14 protein-coding genes are annotated in these 16629 nt (G+C 44.2%); 7 read left to right on the top strand and 7 right to left on the bottom strand.

Translation table 11 applies throughout. The features are described from left to right. Positions 1-31 precede the first annotated feature (31 nt). Positions 32-484: a hypothetical protein gene (locus QT990_RS11250; RefSeq protein WP_333140563.1), complete on the bottom strand. Its 453-nt coding sequence runs from the start codon at positions 482-484 to the stop codon at positions 32-34. Between the two features lie 223 nt (positions 485-707). Between QT990_RS11250 and QT990_RS11245 the strand changes: the two genes are divergently transcribed. The 3 genes from QT990_RS11245 to QT990_RS11235 all read left to right on the top strand — a co-directional run bounded on the left by QT990_RS11245 (position 708) and on the right by QT990_RS11235 (position 2406). After that, positions 708-1280, top strand: coding sequence for an ATP-binding protein (locus tag QT990_RS11245; RefSeq protein WP_333140565.1), 573 nt, complete (start codon positions 708-710; stop codon positions 1278-1280). Between the two features lie 286 nt (positions 1281-1566). Then, positions 1567-1938, top strand: coding sequence for a response regulator transcription factor (locus QT990_RS11240; protein WP_445252017.1), 372 nt, complete (start codon positions 1567-1569; stop codon positions 1936-1938). Between the two features lie 114 nt (positions 1939-2052). After that, a complete protein-coding gene (locus QT990_RS11235; RefSeq protein WP_333140567.1) occupies positions 2053-2406 on the top strand; it encodes a response regulator transcription factor in 354 nt (117 codons plus the stop codon). Positions 2407-2426: 20 nt separating this feature from the next. Here the strand turns inward: QT990_RS11235 and QT990_RS11230 are convergent, their stop codons facing one another. Further along, positions 2427-2831 carry a gamma-glutamylcyclotransferase gene (locus QT990_RS11230; protein WP_333078464.1) on the bottom strand — a complete coding sequence of 135 codons (405 nt, stop codon included), beginning with the start codon at positions 2829-2831 and terminating at the stop codon, positions 2427-2429. Positions 2832-3076: 245 nt separating this feature from the next. Between QT990_RS11230 and QT990_RS11225 the strand changes: the two genes are divergently transcribed. The 4 genes from QT990_RS11225 to QT990_RS11210 all read left to right on the top strand — a co-directional run bounded on the left by QT990_RS11225 (position 3077) and on the right by QT990_RS11210 (position 6108). Beyond that, positions 3077-3670 carry a glyoxalase-like domain protein gene (locus tag QT990_RS11225; protein WP_333140569.1) on the top strand — a complete coding sequence of 198 codons (594 nt, stop codon included), beginning with the start codon at positions 3077-3079 and terminating at the stop codon, positions 3668-3670. 278 nt (positions 3671-3948) lie between these two features. After that, complete coding sequence (locus QT990_RS11220; RefSeq protein WP_333140571.1) at positions 3949-4428, top strand: hypothetical protein; 480 nt, start codon at positions 3949-3951, stop codon at positions 4426-4428. 293 nt (positions 4429-4721) lie between these two features. Further along, positions 4722-5075, top strand: a complete 354-nt coding sequence (locus tag QT990_RS11215) for a hypothetical protein (protein WP_333140573.1) — start codon at positions 4722-4724, stop codon at positions 5073-5075. Positions 5076-5133: 58 nt separating this feature from the next. Then, the gene (locus QT990_RS11210) at positions 5134-6108 is read left to right on the top strand and encodes a hypothetical protein (protein WP_333140576.1); all 975 of its coding nucleotides are present in this window, start codon (positions 5134-5136) and stop codon (positions 6106-6108) included. A 44-nt stretch (positions 6109-6152) separates the two neighbouring features. On the opposite strand, the gene QT990_RS11205 is transcribed toward QT990_RS11210, so the two are convergent. The 5 genes from QT990_RS11205 to QT990_RS11185 form a co-directional block, all read right to left on the bottom strand. Further along, positions 6153-10499 (bottom strand): nSTAND1 domain-containing NTPase, encoded by a 4347-nt coding sequence (locus tag QT990_RS11205; protein WP_333140578.1) that lies wholly within the window; start codon positions 10497-10499, stop codon positions 6153-6155. Positions 10500-10595: 96 nt separating this feature from the next. Then, entirely contained in the window at positions 10596-12008 is a 1413-nt protein-coding gene (locus tag QT990_RS11200) for a caspase family protein (RefSeq protein ID WP_333140579.1), read from the bottom strand. A gap of 135 nt (positions 12009-12143) precedes the next feature. After that, on the bottom strand, positions 12144-14264 hold the full coding sequence (locus QT990_RS11195) for a caspase family protein (RefSeq protein WP_333140581.1): 2121 nt from the start codon (positions 14262-14264) through the stop codon (positions 12144-12146). Between the two features lie 152 nt (positions 14265-14416). Continuing rightward, positions 14417-15319 (bottom strand): peptidoglycan-binding protein, encoded by a 903-nt coding sequence (locus QT990_RS11190; protein WP_333140584.1) that lies wholly within the window; start codon positions 15317-15319, stop codon positions 14417-14419. 41 nt (positions 15320-15360) lie between these two features. After that, positions 15361-16263 (bottom strand): glycoside hydrolase family protein, encoded by a 903-nt coding sequence (locus QT990_RS11185; protein ID WP_333140586.1) that lies wholly within the window; start codon positions 16261-16263, stop codon positions 15361-15363. Between the last annotated feature and the right edge of the window lie 366 nt (positions 16264-16629).

Genomic DNA, 16629 nt, shown 5'->3' with positions numbered 1-16629 from the left:
TCTAACCCCCCCAACCCCCAGGGCAGTTTCATTATCCGTAGGGGCCGTGCCCCCGTGCCGGCCCTCTTGGTCGGATCTGCCGATCGAATCCTCTAGGTCGGGGGTAGGCACGGGGAGTAGGGGTAGCACTACCCCTACAAAATTCATGTTTTTGGTGAGAATTAAACAGCCCTGCCCCAACCCCCTCTTGGTAAGGGGGGGCTAAAGGAGGACGATCGACAATTTCTTCCCAATTCAACTGCAAAACCGTGCAAAAAGCCTTGAAAGCATTAGCTTTAATTGGGTCTCTTCCTCCTAAAAAACGCCTCCAAGTTGGCAGCGAGAGGCCATCGGCATAGGGCCCGGCCTCTGTCCAAGTTCGATCGGGCTCTAATTTTTGACTAGCTTCTACTAGCCATATCGGGTCTTCTATAGTCGAGCCCCTTTCTCTTCTAGCTTGCTTAATTTTTACTAATCCCTCCTCAGAGGCTTTGAGGGTGGTCATTGTATAATTTACTTATCTAATTGTCAACGTCAGTTTTCGATCAGTTTAGCGATCGCAAACTGAGTTTGTCAAGACCCGATCAAAAAAGAGAAAATGATCGGGACAACAACTGCACGGCATACGGGAAAAGTCAGGCATAAATCATGCAAACTTAATCGTTCAGAATGCCACTGTCTTTTTTAGGTAAAAAAGTACACATTAAATGATGACAAAGGATAGCACCATGATAGATAACATAGATGAAATTCCGTCAGGTGGGATAGGTATAAAAATTATTGGCAAAATTGCCGATGAGCTAAGTTATACCCGCACTTCTGACGGTCGGAACTGTCTGTTCATTGTAAAATATTATCAGCAGCCTGGTCTAGTACCATCCCAAAGCAGCATTCAAGATGGTTTTTTTAAGCGGGCTATCGATGTTTTAACCAGCTTTAATTTCGGGTTTCAAAAGCAACGATTTCCCCAATCCGAGCCAAGTTATAACCAGCTAGTTCAAAAAATCCGCCTTCAAATAAATACTGATATCAAGGCTGTTGCTCAAGTTTTATCGTGGGTTGAACAGCTAGATCCTCTACCAATTCCCCTAGTCGTTTTGCATCAGTGTAAACTTGCTGTGATTGAAGGGTTTACGAATGCTGTTCGCCACGCTCACAAAAATCTGCCATTAGAAACTCCGATAGAGCTGGAAATAATGGTATTTAACGAACACCTAGAAGTAAAAATTTGGGATTGGGGAGAGCCTTTTGACATTCAAGCGAAGTTGAGAGAAGAATTGCCCCAAAAAAGTCTGTATTAGTTGGAACGATCTGGGATTTACGCTCCACTAAAGCTGTGCTGTAATTGCCAGCTTTAAATTGACGCTAGGAAGAAACTTTTTTGTTATGACTACTGATACTACTCCCAAGATTCTCGTTGTGGATGATGACCGAAAGCATCCAGGATACCCGCCACGTGATTCATCAGTCCAGAAATAAAAAACCTGTATTCGATGAAACTTGCCCCCGAATTTATCCGTGGGGTCAATGCTTCAATTCTAAAATCTAAAATCTAAAATCTAAAATCTAAAATCGAGTGACTCATCAATCCGCAATCTTGTTCATCGTTTTTTAAATCAGAAATATCAAGTAGATTCGGCAGCAGATGGCGAGACTGCTTTAGAATTGTTTGAGAAATTAAAGCCACTGCTAGTAGTTCTTGATTGGAATTTGCCGGATACTACAGGCTATCACCTCTCCCAGGAAATGCATCGCCGTACTAATGTTTTTGTGATTATGCTAAGCAGCCGCACCGACGAAGCTGATAAACTTAAAGTCCTGTCTGCAGGTGCTGATGACTATATCTGCAAACCCTTTGGTTTGGCAGAGTTGGCAATTCGTATAGAAGTTGTGTTGAGACGGATGATACCAATTGAATGTGAAGTTGCACATATCTCGATCCCCCTAAATCCCCCTTAAGAAGGGGGACGAAAGATCGGAATCTTGTCCCCCCCTTAGTAGGGGCGGTGCCAAGAGTGCCCGCCCTCTTGGCTAGGGGGGATCGCATTCTACGGGGCCTCATAAAAAATTGGTATGAGGCCTGTCACTTCATCACGTATTGTATTCGATCGATTCGCGATCGATTCAGCGCGTCGGGAAGCAACACTCAACGATCGCATTATCAACTTAACAGCCTTGGAATTTAATATTTTGTATTTTTTGGCTAGTCATTCCAATCAATCTTGGAGTCGCCAACAGCTAATCGAAAAAATCTGGGGGTGGAACTGCCACGACACAGGAGAAAAGCAAGTTGTTAGCGTGCATATCGGCCAGATTCGCAAGAAAATGATTCAAGTTGATGCTAATGCGTCGCAGTTTATTAAAACAATTCGGGGTTACGGTTACAGGTTCGAGCCGCCGAATCGCACGGCAATAGCTATTAACTAAGCTCATCGGCATTAACCACCTTATTTGGTGAAAAACCTATTTTCCCACCTGCCGTCGGGCAGCCAGATGCCTCCTAGGGAACGAACGCGATCGGGTAACATGAAGTAAGCCCAAGCCGTGCCTAAAGGTTTGAGGTGTCGATCGAAGATTTCGATTTCCTGTCGCTGATATTCGTTTTGTGTCGGTTCCCGCAGCGGATGATAGTCTTCCAATCGGTCTAAATCGTCCAAAATAGCCGAGTTTGCGAAACAGAGGAGAAAACCGCAGACTGTGCCATCTCCGGCCATCATCGCAGGATAGCCGATCGGCAGCGCAAAAAGTTGACCGCGGGCGATCGCGGGGCAAGCATCCACAACTTTTCCTTCGCAGTAGCGGAGGTAGTTGCACTCCCCCGGTTTGAGTGTGCCGTAGACAAAGACTTTCATCGGGTAGGGCTTAACCGCTAGTTTTTGCTAACATATAGCAATCCTAAATCATTTGTAAAAATATGTAGGGGTAGTGCCCCCGTGCCTACCCCAGTCAAGCGGGGCAACCACGGGGGGTTTGCCCCTACAAGAATTACACGAATCATTTAGGATTGCTATAGATGGCTAAGCTAATAGTTTAAGTCTCGCGGGCGATCGCGACTGCAATCTTGATAAATTTCGTTGTTTACCCTTTCTTATAATTCATGACTCTAGCAGTTAGTTTTATTGCTTTTGGACTTCGGCCTTTGTACTTGAGCTCTTTTTTGCCGTCCCTGGACAGCTTGTTTTCGACTCAAGGGATTATGGTGATGCTGCTGGCCGCCTATGCGGGGGCGATGTGGATGTTTCTCACCAGTGCTCCGAAGGTACACACCGTGATGGTATCGGATCTCGGACAAGCGAGGGAGTTCTATGAAGGTATGCTAAACCTGCCCGTAGCAGAAGTGCCGCTGCACTACTACTACAATTACGAGCAAACTTTGGGAACAACTGGTATTGATCCGCTGTATTTGTCGCCGAATGTCGGGAGGGCAACGACATCTCAAACAATGGGGAGTCCCGATGGTTTGTGGTATCAGTTGATGAAAAATACGCAACTGCACATTATTAGCGGCGCCGGTGCAGGGGAAAAAAATCGTCCGCGTCACGTTTGTTTCGATCGCGATTGTTTGGATCAGCTATTGATGAGGGTACAAACTCGCGGCATTAGTTATAAAATTCGCCGGGAAAAGCCGCTGAATTTTTTGGTTAAGGATTACGATGGTCGCGTGATTGAAATGGCTGAGGTTAGTAATTAAGTAGGTCGTTCTAATTAAAAGTAAAACGCTCTCGCGCGCTACCCCCGGCTTCTTTTGTTGGGTAATATCATTCCGGCCCACCCGGAATGATATTAGTCGCGAACACGGCTCATCTCCAGAGAGATAGTCGCTCAATCAAAAAATGATAAGAATAGTTGAGATTTTTGAAATATCACTATATTTTGGTTAAACTAGCTTGATTGGTTTCGGAAGATATTTTTATATCCCCAGAATAATCAGTAACTCTATTGTTAACTAAAGCCTGGAGATAACTAGCAATGACAGAAGTTGAAGCCATTGTGGCAAGTTTGTGGGAGCTGGATGATGATGTATTGGAAGCTCAGCTAGGCTCTCGCGTACAAGCCATAGGGGATGATGTTGCTGGACGTGGAGCAAGAGGGGTAGACGCAGCTTCCTTGGAATCTATTGATGTGAACTTTGCGGCTAGAGCAGCGATCGATCCAAGATTTCTAGAAGCAGGTAAGCAGTTGTTCGATCGCATAAACCCGTTAGTTTACGAACTTATGTGCAAACCCATCGGAGACGATGCAGAGACTCGGAAGATTTTAGATGAAACAATAAATCAGAACTATACCACAGCGGCTGGGATGTTGGCTCCTGTTTTAGTCAGTGGATTTGGGTTTGCTCCTGTTGTTGCTAGTCTCCTGGCAACTCTAATTATTAAAAAGATTGCAAATATGGGTGCTACAGCAATTTGCGAGACTTGGGAGAAAAGTTTAGTAAAACCTGGAATATGAGCTACAAACTTGAATTAGCAACAGAAATTCTAGGGTAAGGCGATAATCGATTCTATAATCGTCGCAGAAATGGCGATCGCACTATTTGTTTACTTTTATTCAAGAATTCAATGAAAGTAAACAAATAGCAACAAAAATTAATATTGCTTGCGAACATCTAACCTATAATCATAAAATCACAGAAGATAGTGAATCACTTTTAAAAACTTCTCTGTCATCTACTTGTGTGCTTGGTTTTATAATCTTTTCCCAAATAGTTGGTTGTTATTTTGATTGATTAGAGGTAGTTGACAATGATAAAGGTTAGTGGCTTACCAGTTAATATTACTAAATCCGATCTGGACGAGCTTTTTTTTGCCTATGGTACAATTCAAATAACAAAAAATTCTGTTATCATAAAAATCAAACAGACTGAAAGTATTGCACATCTAGAACTCGACAAAAACGAACCACTTGCTATTGAAGAACTAGATCGAAGAAAATGGCGTGACTATATCCTTTATCTCGATCCAATCAGAGGAGATGGAATTCTACCCTCGCAGGATGAAGGAGGCGGAAACCAAAACCAAGCTGGAGGAGATAGAGTTAAAAAGGGTCAGCCTGGAGGAGGCGGAAACCAAAACCAAGCAAGCGGAAACCCAAAATGAATAGTGGGGAGAACCCAACACATATTTTTACATACATAAACGGGAGTAAACTTAGCAGATGAATGAAGTGACACAGGACAAACAAAAAATTATGCTTATAGCAACGCACACTCCTAATATAGGCATAGCTGAGGAGTTGCGAGCAATCGAAACTGTTACAGGAGGTAGTAACAGTAAATTAGAGCTTGATTCTAAATATGTCACATCTGTTGAGGAGATTACGGATCTAATCCAGTTTCCAACACCTGTCACTCGAATTATTCATATTTCTGGAGAAGGAAAAACCGATGGGACAGTCGAGCTCCCAAACTCCTATAATAATAAAATAGACCGCGTAAAAGCAGAGGCTCTAGCAGGATTTTTTAGGAACGCCACAGGCGTGAAGTGTGTGATTCTCAATTTTTGCTATTCATCAGAAGCTACCAGATTAATTGCTCAACACATTCAATGTGTGATTGGAGTAGAGGGTTATATTGAGAGAACAGCCGCCGTCGAATTTTCCAAAAACTTTTACAAATATTTACAAGAGAAAATTCTAAATCAAGAGTTTATAGATCAGGCATTTTCAAGAGGAACCGCTGCTGCTTTCCCCAGAACGGGAGATACAGACACATATATTAAACTTACTGGCTTGAAACCGCAACCGGAAATGCAGATAATAGAACCCGCTGAGGGAAGCAAAGTTCCTTATCCATGTGAATGTAGGGGTACTTTCAAGAACTTGGATGAAGGTGCAAGTATGTGGGCTTATGTAAACGCGACAATCGAAGGTAAATTCTATTTAGTTTTAATAAGCATCAATAACTATCCCATTCATGCCACAGATGGAGAATGGCAGGTACCCCTGTATATCGGTCCAGAACAAGCGGATAATCACAAATATAGAATAGGTGTTTTGATTGTCGATCCGGAAACTACTCCAAAATTAAAATCGCAGTATGATAAAAGCCTTCAAGAACGGCCATTTTTTGCGCTGGATAGTCTGCCTCATGGAACGCAAGCTTTCGGCGATCGCGTTGTGACAAGACAGTAGAATGTCCTAATAGTTAACTTGCCAAACTGACATCAATTACATAATTATTTTAATTTTTTTGATTTAGTTTGCAAGTAATTGCGGATATGGTTGCATCCTTTCTCTAACAACCCCTGAATACTAATATCTGACACATTCCATAGCAAAACAACTCGATCTGACCCGGCAGAGGCCAACCATTTGCTATCGGGACTGAAACTCACCGTCTGCACCGGCGCAGTATGCCCACTCAGGGAGGTGATTAACGTTCCATCCCGTTGCCAAAGCTTTATTGTCCCATCGCTACTCGCAGAGGCGATCGTTTTTCCATCAGGGCTAAAGCTAGCATCAAGCACCACAGCAGTGTCTCTCAGTGTGGTGATTAACCTTCCATCTCGGTGCCAAAGTTTGATTGTCTTGTCATTACTAGCAGTAATGATCCTTGTTCCATCAGGACTAAAATTAACAGACCAAATTACATCTGTATGTCCTTTCAGTGTTCGGAATTCTTGCCCCCTAGAACTCCACAATTTTACCGTTGTGTCATCACCAGCAGTGGCAATTGTTTGTCCATCAGGACTAAAAGCCACACTCAACACTCTCTTCTTATGTCCTTTTAGCGTGATTGGTCTTTTACCTTGCAAACTCCAAAGTTTCGCGGTTCCATCAGCACTGGCAGAGGCAATTGTCTGTCCGTCATGACTGAAGTTAACAGATATGACCCTCTTTCTATGCCCTTCCAGTGTTCTTTGGATTAGTCCATCTACTCCCCAAATCTTGATTTTGTTGTCATTGCTGCCACTAGCAATCGTTTTTCCATCAGGACTAAAGCTAACGGCATTCACCTTACTGTTGTGTCCTTCCAGAGTCAAAATTAGCTTAGCTTCTCGATTCCATATCCTCACTGTTCCATCAGAGCTTGCACTCGCAATCCGTTTACCATCTGGGCTAAATTTAACCGAATGTACCTCTTCCTGATGTCCAAGCAAAACAGTTAACTGGTTTCGATCGATCTGCCAAAGCTTTGTGATGTTATCGTTACCTCCAGTCGCAAGCATTTTTCCATCTGGACTAAAAGTAACACAGGGAATGAGCCCGTCATGGCCTACCCAAGTATCCAGTAATCTGCCATCTTGTGCCCATAGTCTTACGGTTCCATCCTGACTGCCAGAAGCAATGGTTTGTCCATCCCGACTGATACTAACGCTCCATACCCCTCCAGAATGCCGAAGGGTATTTAAAAGTTGCCCCTCTCGACTCCATATCTTGACAGTTCCATCTAGGCTACCAGTGGCAAAAAACTGACCGTCACTACTGAAATCTACACTTATAACACGCTTAGAGTGGTTGGTGAGAGTCTTGATTAGAGTCTTGCCATCCCGACTCCACAGTTTTACGGTTTTATCATCACTGACTGTGATAATCCGATCACCACTAGGACTAAAATCCACTTGCCTTACCAAGTCTTGATGTCCTTTAAGGGTATCAATCAATTTACCGTCCAGCCGCCAGAGTTTTACGGTTGTATCACCACTGGCAGTAGCGATTGTGTTTCCATCTGGACTAAAACTGATACCGATCACCGAAGAATTTTTATGAGCATGAATAACCCGTATCAGCTTGCCGTTGCTGTCCCAAAGTCTGACTGTTCCATCTAGACTGCCGGAAGCAATCTTCTTCCCATCAGGACTAAAACTGACGCTCATCACCTCGTCTGTATGTCCTGACAAAGTTTTGACTAGACTTCCATCCCGTCGCCACAACTTAACTGTGCGATCGTGGCTAGCTGTAGCAAACATTTGACCATCCGGGCTAAAACTAACATTCTGAACAGTATTTTGATGCCCTTGCAAGCGGTTTTCCTCCCTTACCCAGCTCACAGATTGCGCCAAAGTTGTGAGAAGATCGGTCTGGAGTTTTTGGTCTGTGCTGCCCCAAGGTAATTGTTGCAAACGCTTATTAGCTGTCAGTGCATAAATCAGGGCATCAAAAGAATTTTTATTCGCCGTGAAATTAGCTTTTGAAGATTGCATTAAAGCCTCAATTAGTCCTATTTCTGCTTGTCTCCACTGATATCCAGCAAAAATGGCAAATCCACTTAGAGAAAGAATGACTCCAGTCACAGTGGCAACCAAACTACGCTGACTGTTTCGCCTTTTTTGCAAACTGTACTGCACAAACTCAGTTTCTACCTGGTTTAACCAATTATTATCAGGGGAGTTGAGTACCTCCTTATTCAATACATCCAAATAGGGATTAGCATTCCAAAGAAACTTTGCCTGTTGCCGATATTTCCACTCTAAAGCGGATGGAGTTAAACGCCTTTGCAGTGCTAAATCTTTCTCCTCTTTTACCCAATTCAGCAGCTTTTGCCAAGCCCGCACCAAAGCATCATGGGCTGGTTCCACGTAGGGATTTCCCTCTGCATCTTGCCCTTTCACTAACAACCTGGCTGTGCTAAAACGCTCAATTACTTTCTTAACTAAACTATTTTTATCTGGCGGATATTCCAATTCCGATAACGGGACTTGTCTGCGCGCTAATTCACCCCCAGCCAGGGCTACCATCCGCAGCATTACATGACGGATAACTTGGCTATAAGCTGGATTTTCTTGAACTAGCGCCTGATATTCCTCATCAGCTCTTTGAGTCAGCGATCGGATGACTCCTCCCAAAGCTTGATAATCTTCTTGAGTCAGCGCCCGGTCAATTGTTATTCCTCGATTTTGTGCATCCCGTTGTCGCTTTAAATACTTCAGATAAAGTTCCCTCAACGCGAAAGAAAGCAGTGGCAATGCTCCCGGCATATCTGCCACTTCATTAATTAATTGTTCTACTAAATCGTGGGGTTGAAAATACATTACCCGTGCTTCAGCGGGTTTCTCAATCGCTTCCCGTAGTTCGGCTCGTGTCATCGCTGGTACAATAAATCGTCCGTTGAGCCAACGCTCTTTAAGCTCGGTGTCAGTGTTTCCCACTTCTTTTTTAAGGACTGTGGGGAAAAACTTTAAGCCAGCATCTCTGACTTGGGTTTCAAAGTCAGAACGTAGGCTTAACACTACTCGTAATTTATCCCGATGGGCATCAATTGCTGTAAGTATTTGTTGGAAAAATTCCGGGCGCTCATCCTCATCTTGACAGAGTGTAATTATTTCTTCGCTTTTATCTATAAAGATTAATAAATGGGAATCGGGATGATTTTTAGCCCAAACCGCAATACTTTGACTCAGAGTTTTTTGTTGATTTTGTAATTCAATTTTGGGTAATTGGGCATCAATCAGCGCATTATTCAAGGCTTGAAAAGGTGTTGCTCCGGGGCGTATTGGTGATAAAATACACCATTTGTCGCTTTTTTGCTGTTTCAATTTGGGGATTAATCCGGCTTTTACCAAACTGGATTTACCACAACCCGAAGCACCCAAAACCACTGTTAGAGGATTAGTTTGGACAATATTTTGTAACTTTTCTATTAGTTCGTTTCTACCGAAAAACAGTTTGTTGTGTTCCTCTTCAAAGGGTAACAAGCCACGATAGGGATTTTTGGAAACATCCAATGGTGGTGCGGGCGGTAGATTCAGGGCGTGTCCTGGTGTCAGAAAAATATACTCGCCTTTGTCGTGTTTGTTGAGGCAATGAATCCCTGGCGTCTGGCGGATGGCACGTGCTTCAGTCGCAATTTCCACTCGATCGCGCAAATACACATAGAGATCGGTTGCCGTAATTACACCATCCCCCGCAGGCTTACCGGGTTCTGCTGGCGGAAAGGCATCGGCTTTACCCTCAAGTGCTTCTATCAAAGCACCGGCAAACGGTGAATGGCTTCCAATTTGTCCGCGATCGTCTTTCAAGTCAAAGGCATCCCATGCAGATTGATCGTAGGCAGCCGAAGTAAGGACTTGCCATGCGGGGTCTTGAATGAAGCGATCGTAGCGTTCTTTGTGGATCGTAACCAGTTCAACAGGAATCGCTTTGCGTAGGCTTGACCAGCGAAAAGCACCCGCAAAACAACAGTCGAGAATGCCTAAAAAGTGACTGCAGGGAAGCTGAAGCAAGGCTTTATTCACCTCTGACATCGGCAGGTAAGTGCTAACATTGCCCAACTTAGCGTTTTGAGGAATCAGATAGCCTTCAGGGCCATCCTCACCGTTGAGGGCAATCCCATGTCCAGCGAAGTAGAAGAGAAAGCGATCGCCCTTTTGAATTTGTTGCGGCAATTCTATCTCTAATACCTGCCGAAGTTGGCTGAGGGTAGCTGCTTGATTCAGAAGCAGAGTGACGGTGTAATCATGCTCGGTTTCGAGGATGCGGGCAATTTCTGTCGCATCGCTGACGGCTGTTTTGAGTGCAGAGATGCCGTTTTTGTAGTCATTAATACCAATAATTAGGGCATAACTGTGTTCAAAGTTTGACATAGTAATTTATCTCTTATGACTGGACAAAGCCTTCAATAATTGAGTCTTATTTCAGATAAGTAGGAAATACAGAAATTGGCAAACAAATCTTTCGGGTTAAGGTCTAATAAAAATAGATACATATTTCCCTGAAGCAGAACCAATGGGCAAAAGATCAAATTGCTCTGAAGGCAATTTGTTTTGGAGAATTTTCTCTAAATACTTAGCTGCCTCTTCATTTTTTGAAGTGTAACGAATTTCATTGACTGGTGTATTGATGTCCGGATTCGGGAATGTATATTTGTCGAAAAAATCTTGTTCTTGAGGAAGTAAAAATATATTTTTATCCCCAAAATTTTTGCTAAATAATTCTTTAATCTTATTGGCTCTTGTTTCTACATCCGGTCTATCTTTTATAAAATAAATACGAATTTCATAATCTTTCAGGATTTGAGGCTCTACATAAGTTTGTGTTGGTATAACTTGTGGAGGTCGATCAACATTAGTTAAAATAGGATAAACGATTGTAATAACAATGACTACACAAACAAGACCCACTCCGATTAATTGCCACTTGGGCAATTTCACATTTTTAGGTTGACGTTCTTTTGCCTCGTCCTTTAGGTGAAATTCTGTGTATGGCTGTTGCTCATTTCTTAAAATATTAGAGAGTTCCGTAGAAGGTACCATTGAAACAGGCATACTACGGTCATATACATTTGCACCAATCAAAGGATGCTGCCTGTGATCGGTTGCACGTTTAACATTGTCACGCACATACTCAAATAGCTCCCCAACCGTCACAATTCCATTTTTGTCACCATCGGCAGCACCTCGCATTCCTTCTAACAGATAGTGGGTAAAAACTCCATGCCCTCCTCCCCATCTAGCATCCTCAAACGAAACCTCATTTGCCTCCGCCGAGGTTAGTAGAGCGATTCCTCCTCTGGCCTTACTCACTTCCTGTAGATAGCGGTTTACAAATGTAGAATCATCAACAGCACTTCTACGACCAATTCCTCCAGCAATGGCTGCACTGTGGCAAGTATCAGCTAAGACAATGACTTTCTCAGCGAGCAGATTTTCTCTCAGAGACAAGTCAATTTCACGCATGGGTAGCGCAGTCCCTGCGATATCACCAGGAGCTGTATCGTGAGTAAGCAGGTAGATATTGCCTGGTCGGTCAAAATCCGGTGTGCCATGACAGGCGAAGTAGATAACAACAAGGTCTTCTCGTGCTGGCTTTTTCAAAAAAGCACGGAGTGCTCGTGTAATGTTGGCAGTTGTTGCTTCCTCATTGATTAATTTACAGATGAATTCTTTCTTAAAGTTGCCTCCACTAGGAGTGAGGAGCAGGTTGTAAAGCTCCTCTGCATCCCGATCAGCGTATCTCAGATTCCAACCTTGATATCGGTACCGTGATATACCAACAATAATTGCCCAGCGATCGCACTTGCGATACTCTGAGTACACCTCTAACTCTGAGATTATTGGTTCTGCACGTCGGCTAGTAGGTTGCTGTTCGGACATTGCACAGACAAGTTATTTACTAATTGGCTCTCTGGATATTGATGAGTCTAGGACTATTCAAGAAGTCAGCATGGAACTGATGCTAATCACCAGCGATCTATTCCAATTGGATGAATAGCCCTATTCACAAAACACCTATCGCATTACCGTGAGCTGGATCTCCTTCGTGGTCCATTCCTGACTCGGATCGAAAATCGGAACTGCTGCGCGAGTTGGGGGTTCATCATCAACATCAGCACCAACCGCAGTCAAAAGTATCCCAAGCGGATCGGGGTCGCGTTGGAGTCCTGCCTTTGATGCAATTTCTTCATCAAGTGAGGGCAACTCCAGCCAACGAAAATCATTCTGTCTGACAGTCGCAAAAACTTTCAAGGTTTCGGCTCCTTTGGAATATTTCACAGTATCCTGGAGATTGATCGCAAGCGGAATTAACATTTCTTGATTGGGATTGAATGGATAAAAAATCGCCTCTGGTATTTGGAGTTGAATGCGGGAAACCGCCCAGTTTGATTCGAGATCCAGCACAGCAACATTCAAAACTTGAGAGGAAGTATTCTTAATTCGCAAGAATGCGTACTCACCAGATTTAACAACTAAATTAGTTGGATCGGGAAACGGCTGCGGTTTTTTAGGCATCCCTGGTAGCCAGTTTGGTTGTGTGAGTAATTCCACTTCTAGCTGATTAGTCAACTCAGAAAATTGATTGCTCAACTCCTGAATTGCCTGATATTTTGCCAAATGTACCAGACGCTGTACTACCTGTTGCGGAGCCTCAGAATGCTCAATCTTCAGGGCAGGTAGCAGGTTTTCAATGGGCGTGCCAACGCAAATCTCATACTCACCGAGTTGATTAACCGCAACTAGATAATCTTCCTTTTGTTGTGCATCCGCCAGTTTCAACCAGCCATTTCCTGCCAATGCTTCCTTAACTGCTGAGAGTGCATTATCTTGCTTGTCCGCAATTGCTTGAGGCAGTTCATTGTCTTTCTCACCAACCTCTTTTTTGAAAAGGCGTACTCCCCGTACCAAATCGACAGGGGCTGACAGCATCACTGCTTGAGAACCTTGGTCAATCTTGTCCTGACGTAGCACTTCAATTACATCTGCCCAGGCATCAGAAGCACCAACTTTGGCAATTTCAACGATCGCCAATTGCTTATTTTTCTGGGTAAAATCTGTCGTGCCAAACGCATAGATTGCGAAACGATAACCTGGACTGAGACCGTTTGCCATCCCCGCATTCAGCCGAACGTGCTTGACGACTTTCTTCGGTTCTGAGTCTGCCTCTGTTACCTCTTCCTCAATTACCTCAAGCACGTTGACGGCATATTGTAAAGATCCGCGCTCAACTCCGAAGACAAAGCGATCGCTCTCGCCCACCAGCATTGGCCTCTGAGGAAACTTGCTTTGAATTTTCGCACTGACGCGATCGTGCAATGTTTTGTATGTCAATCCTGAAGGGCTACTGGTTAACGTATCGATCATCCAGTACGTCAGCGCCCCATGTCGCTCCTTACCGCTCACCGCATACTCGTAGGCATACTCGCTAGGACGACAGGCAGCTAGCAATACATAATCTCTAGGTTGAGGAAGCCACTGCCCGGGGGTAATACTTGCAGGAATCCCATCAGTCAGAGTGTGCCAGTTTGCGATTAGCTCTTGTCGCTGGGCAACCAAGCTTTCAGAGTCTTGCGGTGCTGTGTCGGTTTCTCCGGGGCCTCGAATTGCAACATCGTCGCCTCTAGTTGCTTCTCCAGAGTGGCAGCTATCCAAGACAAGGGTGACAATCAACCCTTTGTCCGTCATCCGCTTCAACAGTGTCGCCAATTCCACATCTCGCAGGTAGCGCCCAGATTCGTTGCCAACATCTATTGGCACAATTCCCTCATCGAGTTGGTCATTCCCCTTCAATTCTGGATAAATAGTTGTCGTCCGTCCTCCATGTCCAGAATAGTGAATGTAAACCTGCTCTCCCGGCTGCGCTAGTTCTGTAATAGCCTTAAACTTCGCCACAATATTTTCATAAGTTGGTTCCGGGTCTTTGGTTTCGATTGTTTCAGCGACTTCAGGATTCGGAGAAGTTAGCTTGAAAATCCCTTCGGATGGAATCTTCAGTGTCTCGGAGAGGTAGCTTGCTACAAGATTAATGTCACGCACGGCTCCTTTAAGATTCTTGTACAACCGATTGGGTAAGTAGTAGTCAATGCCAATTAATAATGCGTAAAAATTCAGTGTTTGATCGGGTTGGTCAGCCATTTTTACCTCATCACTCCAGCATCTGTATTTAACTCAGAGAGTTGGTGTATCGGCAGAGTTCTAGAGCCGCAATTTCAAGCTTTTCAGAAAACTCTGCCCATTCAGCAACGTATCCTTCAGTTCAAGATTTTGTTAATTCGATCGCGAACAGTTCAAGCCATTTGTTCGCGGGTTTTTGGTCCGACAATTCCGTCTGGCTTCAAACCCTTCTTCTGCTGAAATTCCTTGACGGCTTTATCTGTTGCTGGCCCAAATTCACCATCAGCCCCAACTACAATCCCAGCCTTTTTCAAACCCTCCTGAAGCTTGAGTACATCCGAACCTTCCATTCGGGGCACCGCCAAGCGCAACGTTCTGGGTTTGTCATCCCACGGCGCTTTAGGAAACCCTGGAGCCGGAGAACGATTAAGCGCATCCTCAGTTTGAGGGCCAAAGCTGCCATCTTCGCTAATCTTTGCATTAGGATTGTTCTGATTCCAAAGCTGCTGAAATGCGAGTATTGATTTGCTGCGAAGATCGATCCTGCCGCCGCCTTGGTAGTCGAAGTGAGGCGGATCGTTTCGTAATGGATACCAGCCATACCGCATCAAATAAACTTCCCAGCCTCTTGCATCTTCAATGTCGATCGCTAACCCAGTTTGGTGGTTGCTGGCTCCCGGTGCAGCTACAGGATTAGAGTTGTTGAAGCGATCGTTGTATAGCAGCATTTGCTGAGCGATCGTGCGGTAGGCAGAGTTCACCTGCATAGTTTGACCTCGATCTTGAATCGCTCTCTGGAGTGCCTGTTTTGCAGGGGCTTGTACATAGGGAAAGGCTGCATCCAGCAAGTCTACATTGAGGTCATCAAAACTGACAAAGGCATCTGGCACAATCAGTTGGAGTTGATATATCAACTGCTGAGATAAGCCATTGACCACCGCAGTCGAAGACATGGGTGCATCTTTGAGCAATCCGGGAAAACTGCCTTTAATTCCCAACATATCCCGTTCGACAAATTCTTCACAAGCCTCGACAATTACAGGTTGATTAAAGAGAAGATCGCTTGAGTCAGTCATGGTTTTCTCCTATCGGTTTGAATTTGGTTACACAATCGATGTTATAGTCCCAATTCTTTTCGTGTTTGGGCACCTACCACACCATCCGCCGTTAGCCCTTTCTGCTGCTGAAACTGTCGCACTGCCTTGTCAGTATCATTACCAAAGAATCCATCAGGTTCGAGATTAATTCCTGCTGTTTTCAAAGCTTCTTGCACTTGACGAACATCCTCACCTTGCATCATGGGTTCGGTGAGTTTCAAAGTGCGAGGTGCTTCTGAGATTGTTTCACCTGTTACTTCTTCGCCTGTTCCTTCATAGGTTAAGAATGACTGCCAGGGTTTTCCCAAAAACAGTGCTCGTTCAGCCAATCGTCGGCGTGTCAGCCCTAGCCAGGGTTCACCATTTACCTTATTCCAGCGAGGAAACTGATTAGCAGCTCCTTGATAATTTCCCTCGTTCAAAAGCCTCAGAAGAGTTGAATCTCCAAAACCTCCTGGCCCCACGTTGAAGCAGAAACAAACCAGTGCAGAAAACTGATTGTCATTGAGCTGAACTTCAACGGCATCCTCAACAAAGGATTCAAATTTTTCTAAATCTTTGCTCAGCAATTCTTCTGCTTGCGTTTGGCTAATCGTCAGTCCTGGAAAAACATCGTTGCCAGTGTGTCCGTAACCAATTGTCCAAACTCCACCGCCGTCATCATAAGCAGTTAGCTTACATCCTTCAAACGTAGTCAGAAGCTTAAAGCCTTCTCCATTGATTTGCTTTGAACCTCTGCGTTCTGCCACATCAGGCGGTTGTTTTTCTGGAGGATTAATGTTGTATGTTTTAGCCACGCTGAACTTTAAAGCATCAATTAATGCTTTTACTTGCCCATTTGTCTCGGTGACTTTAACGGCTAGGTCGTCTTTTATTTCGTACACGCGACCATCGCCGAAGATTTCAAGTGATCTTCTTGGCATTTTAGTTTTTCCTTTGGAAAAGGTAGATGAACTGGAAGGACGCATCCTGAAGATCCCGATCGCCAAACTTTTGCCTGCCTCTGACAACGTGTGAAAAGAGTTTATCAATTCATACTTGTTATCCAAAGTCTTTGTTTGATCGGTGATTTCACTGGTTACGTCTGTCCCAAAGTAATTTCCGGGATTTTCTTGAACCTTTACAAAAGTTTATTTTTGCCGATCGAGAGCGGTGTGCTGCTTGTTCTATTTAACGATCGCGATCGCCCAATTCCACCACTATCAAATTACACTTAGGATCGTGGATTAAATAACTTCGTAGGTTGGGTTGAGGAACGAAACCCAACAATCAAGCGTGGCGTTGGGTTT

The sequence above is a fragment of the Microcoleus sp. T3_B1 genome (assembly GCF_036700445.1).
Lineage (GTDB): Bacteria > Cyanobacteriota > Cyanobacteriia > Cyanobacteriales > Microcoleaceae > Microcoleus.
Note: the sequence above shows the minus strand (reverse complement) of the source record. Positions and strands in the feature narration are given on the sequence as shown.

Bases quoted from the DNA above. Each gene is read 5' to 3' on its own strand.
- QT990_RS11250 (WP_333140563.1), bottom strand. From the start codon at position 484: ATGACCACCCTCAAAGCCTCTGAGGAGGGATTAGTAAAAATTAAGCAA.
- QT990_RS11245 (WP_333140565.1), top strand. From the start codon at position 708: ATGATAGATAACATAGATGAAATTCCGTCAGGTGGGATAGGTATAAAA.
- QT990_RS11235 (WP_333140567.1), top strand. From the start codon at position 2,053: ATGAGGCCTGTCACTTCATCACGTATTGTATTCGATCGATTCGCGATC.
- QT990_RS11230 (WP_333078464.1), bottom strand. From the start codon at position 2,831: ATGAAAGTCTTTGTCTACGGCACACTCAAACCGGGGGAGTGCAACTAC.
- QT990_RS11225 (WP_333140569.1), top strand. From the start codon at position 3,077: ATGACTCTAGCAGTTAGTTTTATTGCTTTTGGACTTCGGCCTTTGTAC.
- QT990_RS11220 (WP_333140571.1), top strand. From the start codon at position 3,949: ATGACAGAAGTTGAAGCCATTGTGGCAAGTTTGTGGGAGCTGGATGAT.
- QT990_RS11215 (WP_333140573.1), top strand. From the start codon at position 4,722: ATGATAAAGGTTAGTGGCTTACCAGTTAATATTACTAAATCCGATCTG.
- QT990_RS11210 (WP_333140576.1), top strand. From the start codon at position 5,134: ATGAATGAAGTGACACAGGACAAACAAAAAATTATGCTTATAGCAACG.
- QT990_RS11205 (WP_333140578.1), bottom strand. From the start codon at position 10,499: ATGTCAAACTTTGAACACAGTTATGCCCTAATTATTGGTATTAATGAC.
- QT990_RS11200 (WP_333140579.1), bottom strand. From the start codon at position 12,008: ATGTCCGAACAGCAACCTACTAGCCGACGTGCAGAACCAATAATCTCA.
- QT990_RS11195 (WP_333140581.1), bottom strand. From the start codon at position 14,264: ATGGCTGACCAACCCGATCAAACACTGAATTTTTACGCATTATTAATT.
- QT990_RS11190 (WP_333140584.1), bottom strand. From the start codon at position 15,319: ATGACTGACTCAAGCGATCTTCTCTTTAATCAACCTGTAATTGTCGAG.
- QT990_RS11185 (WP_333140586.1), bottom strand. From the start codon at position 16,263: ATGCCAAGAAGATCACTTGAAATCTTCGGCGATGGTCGCGTGTACGAA.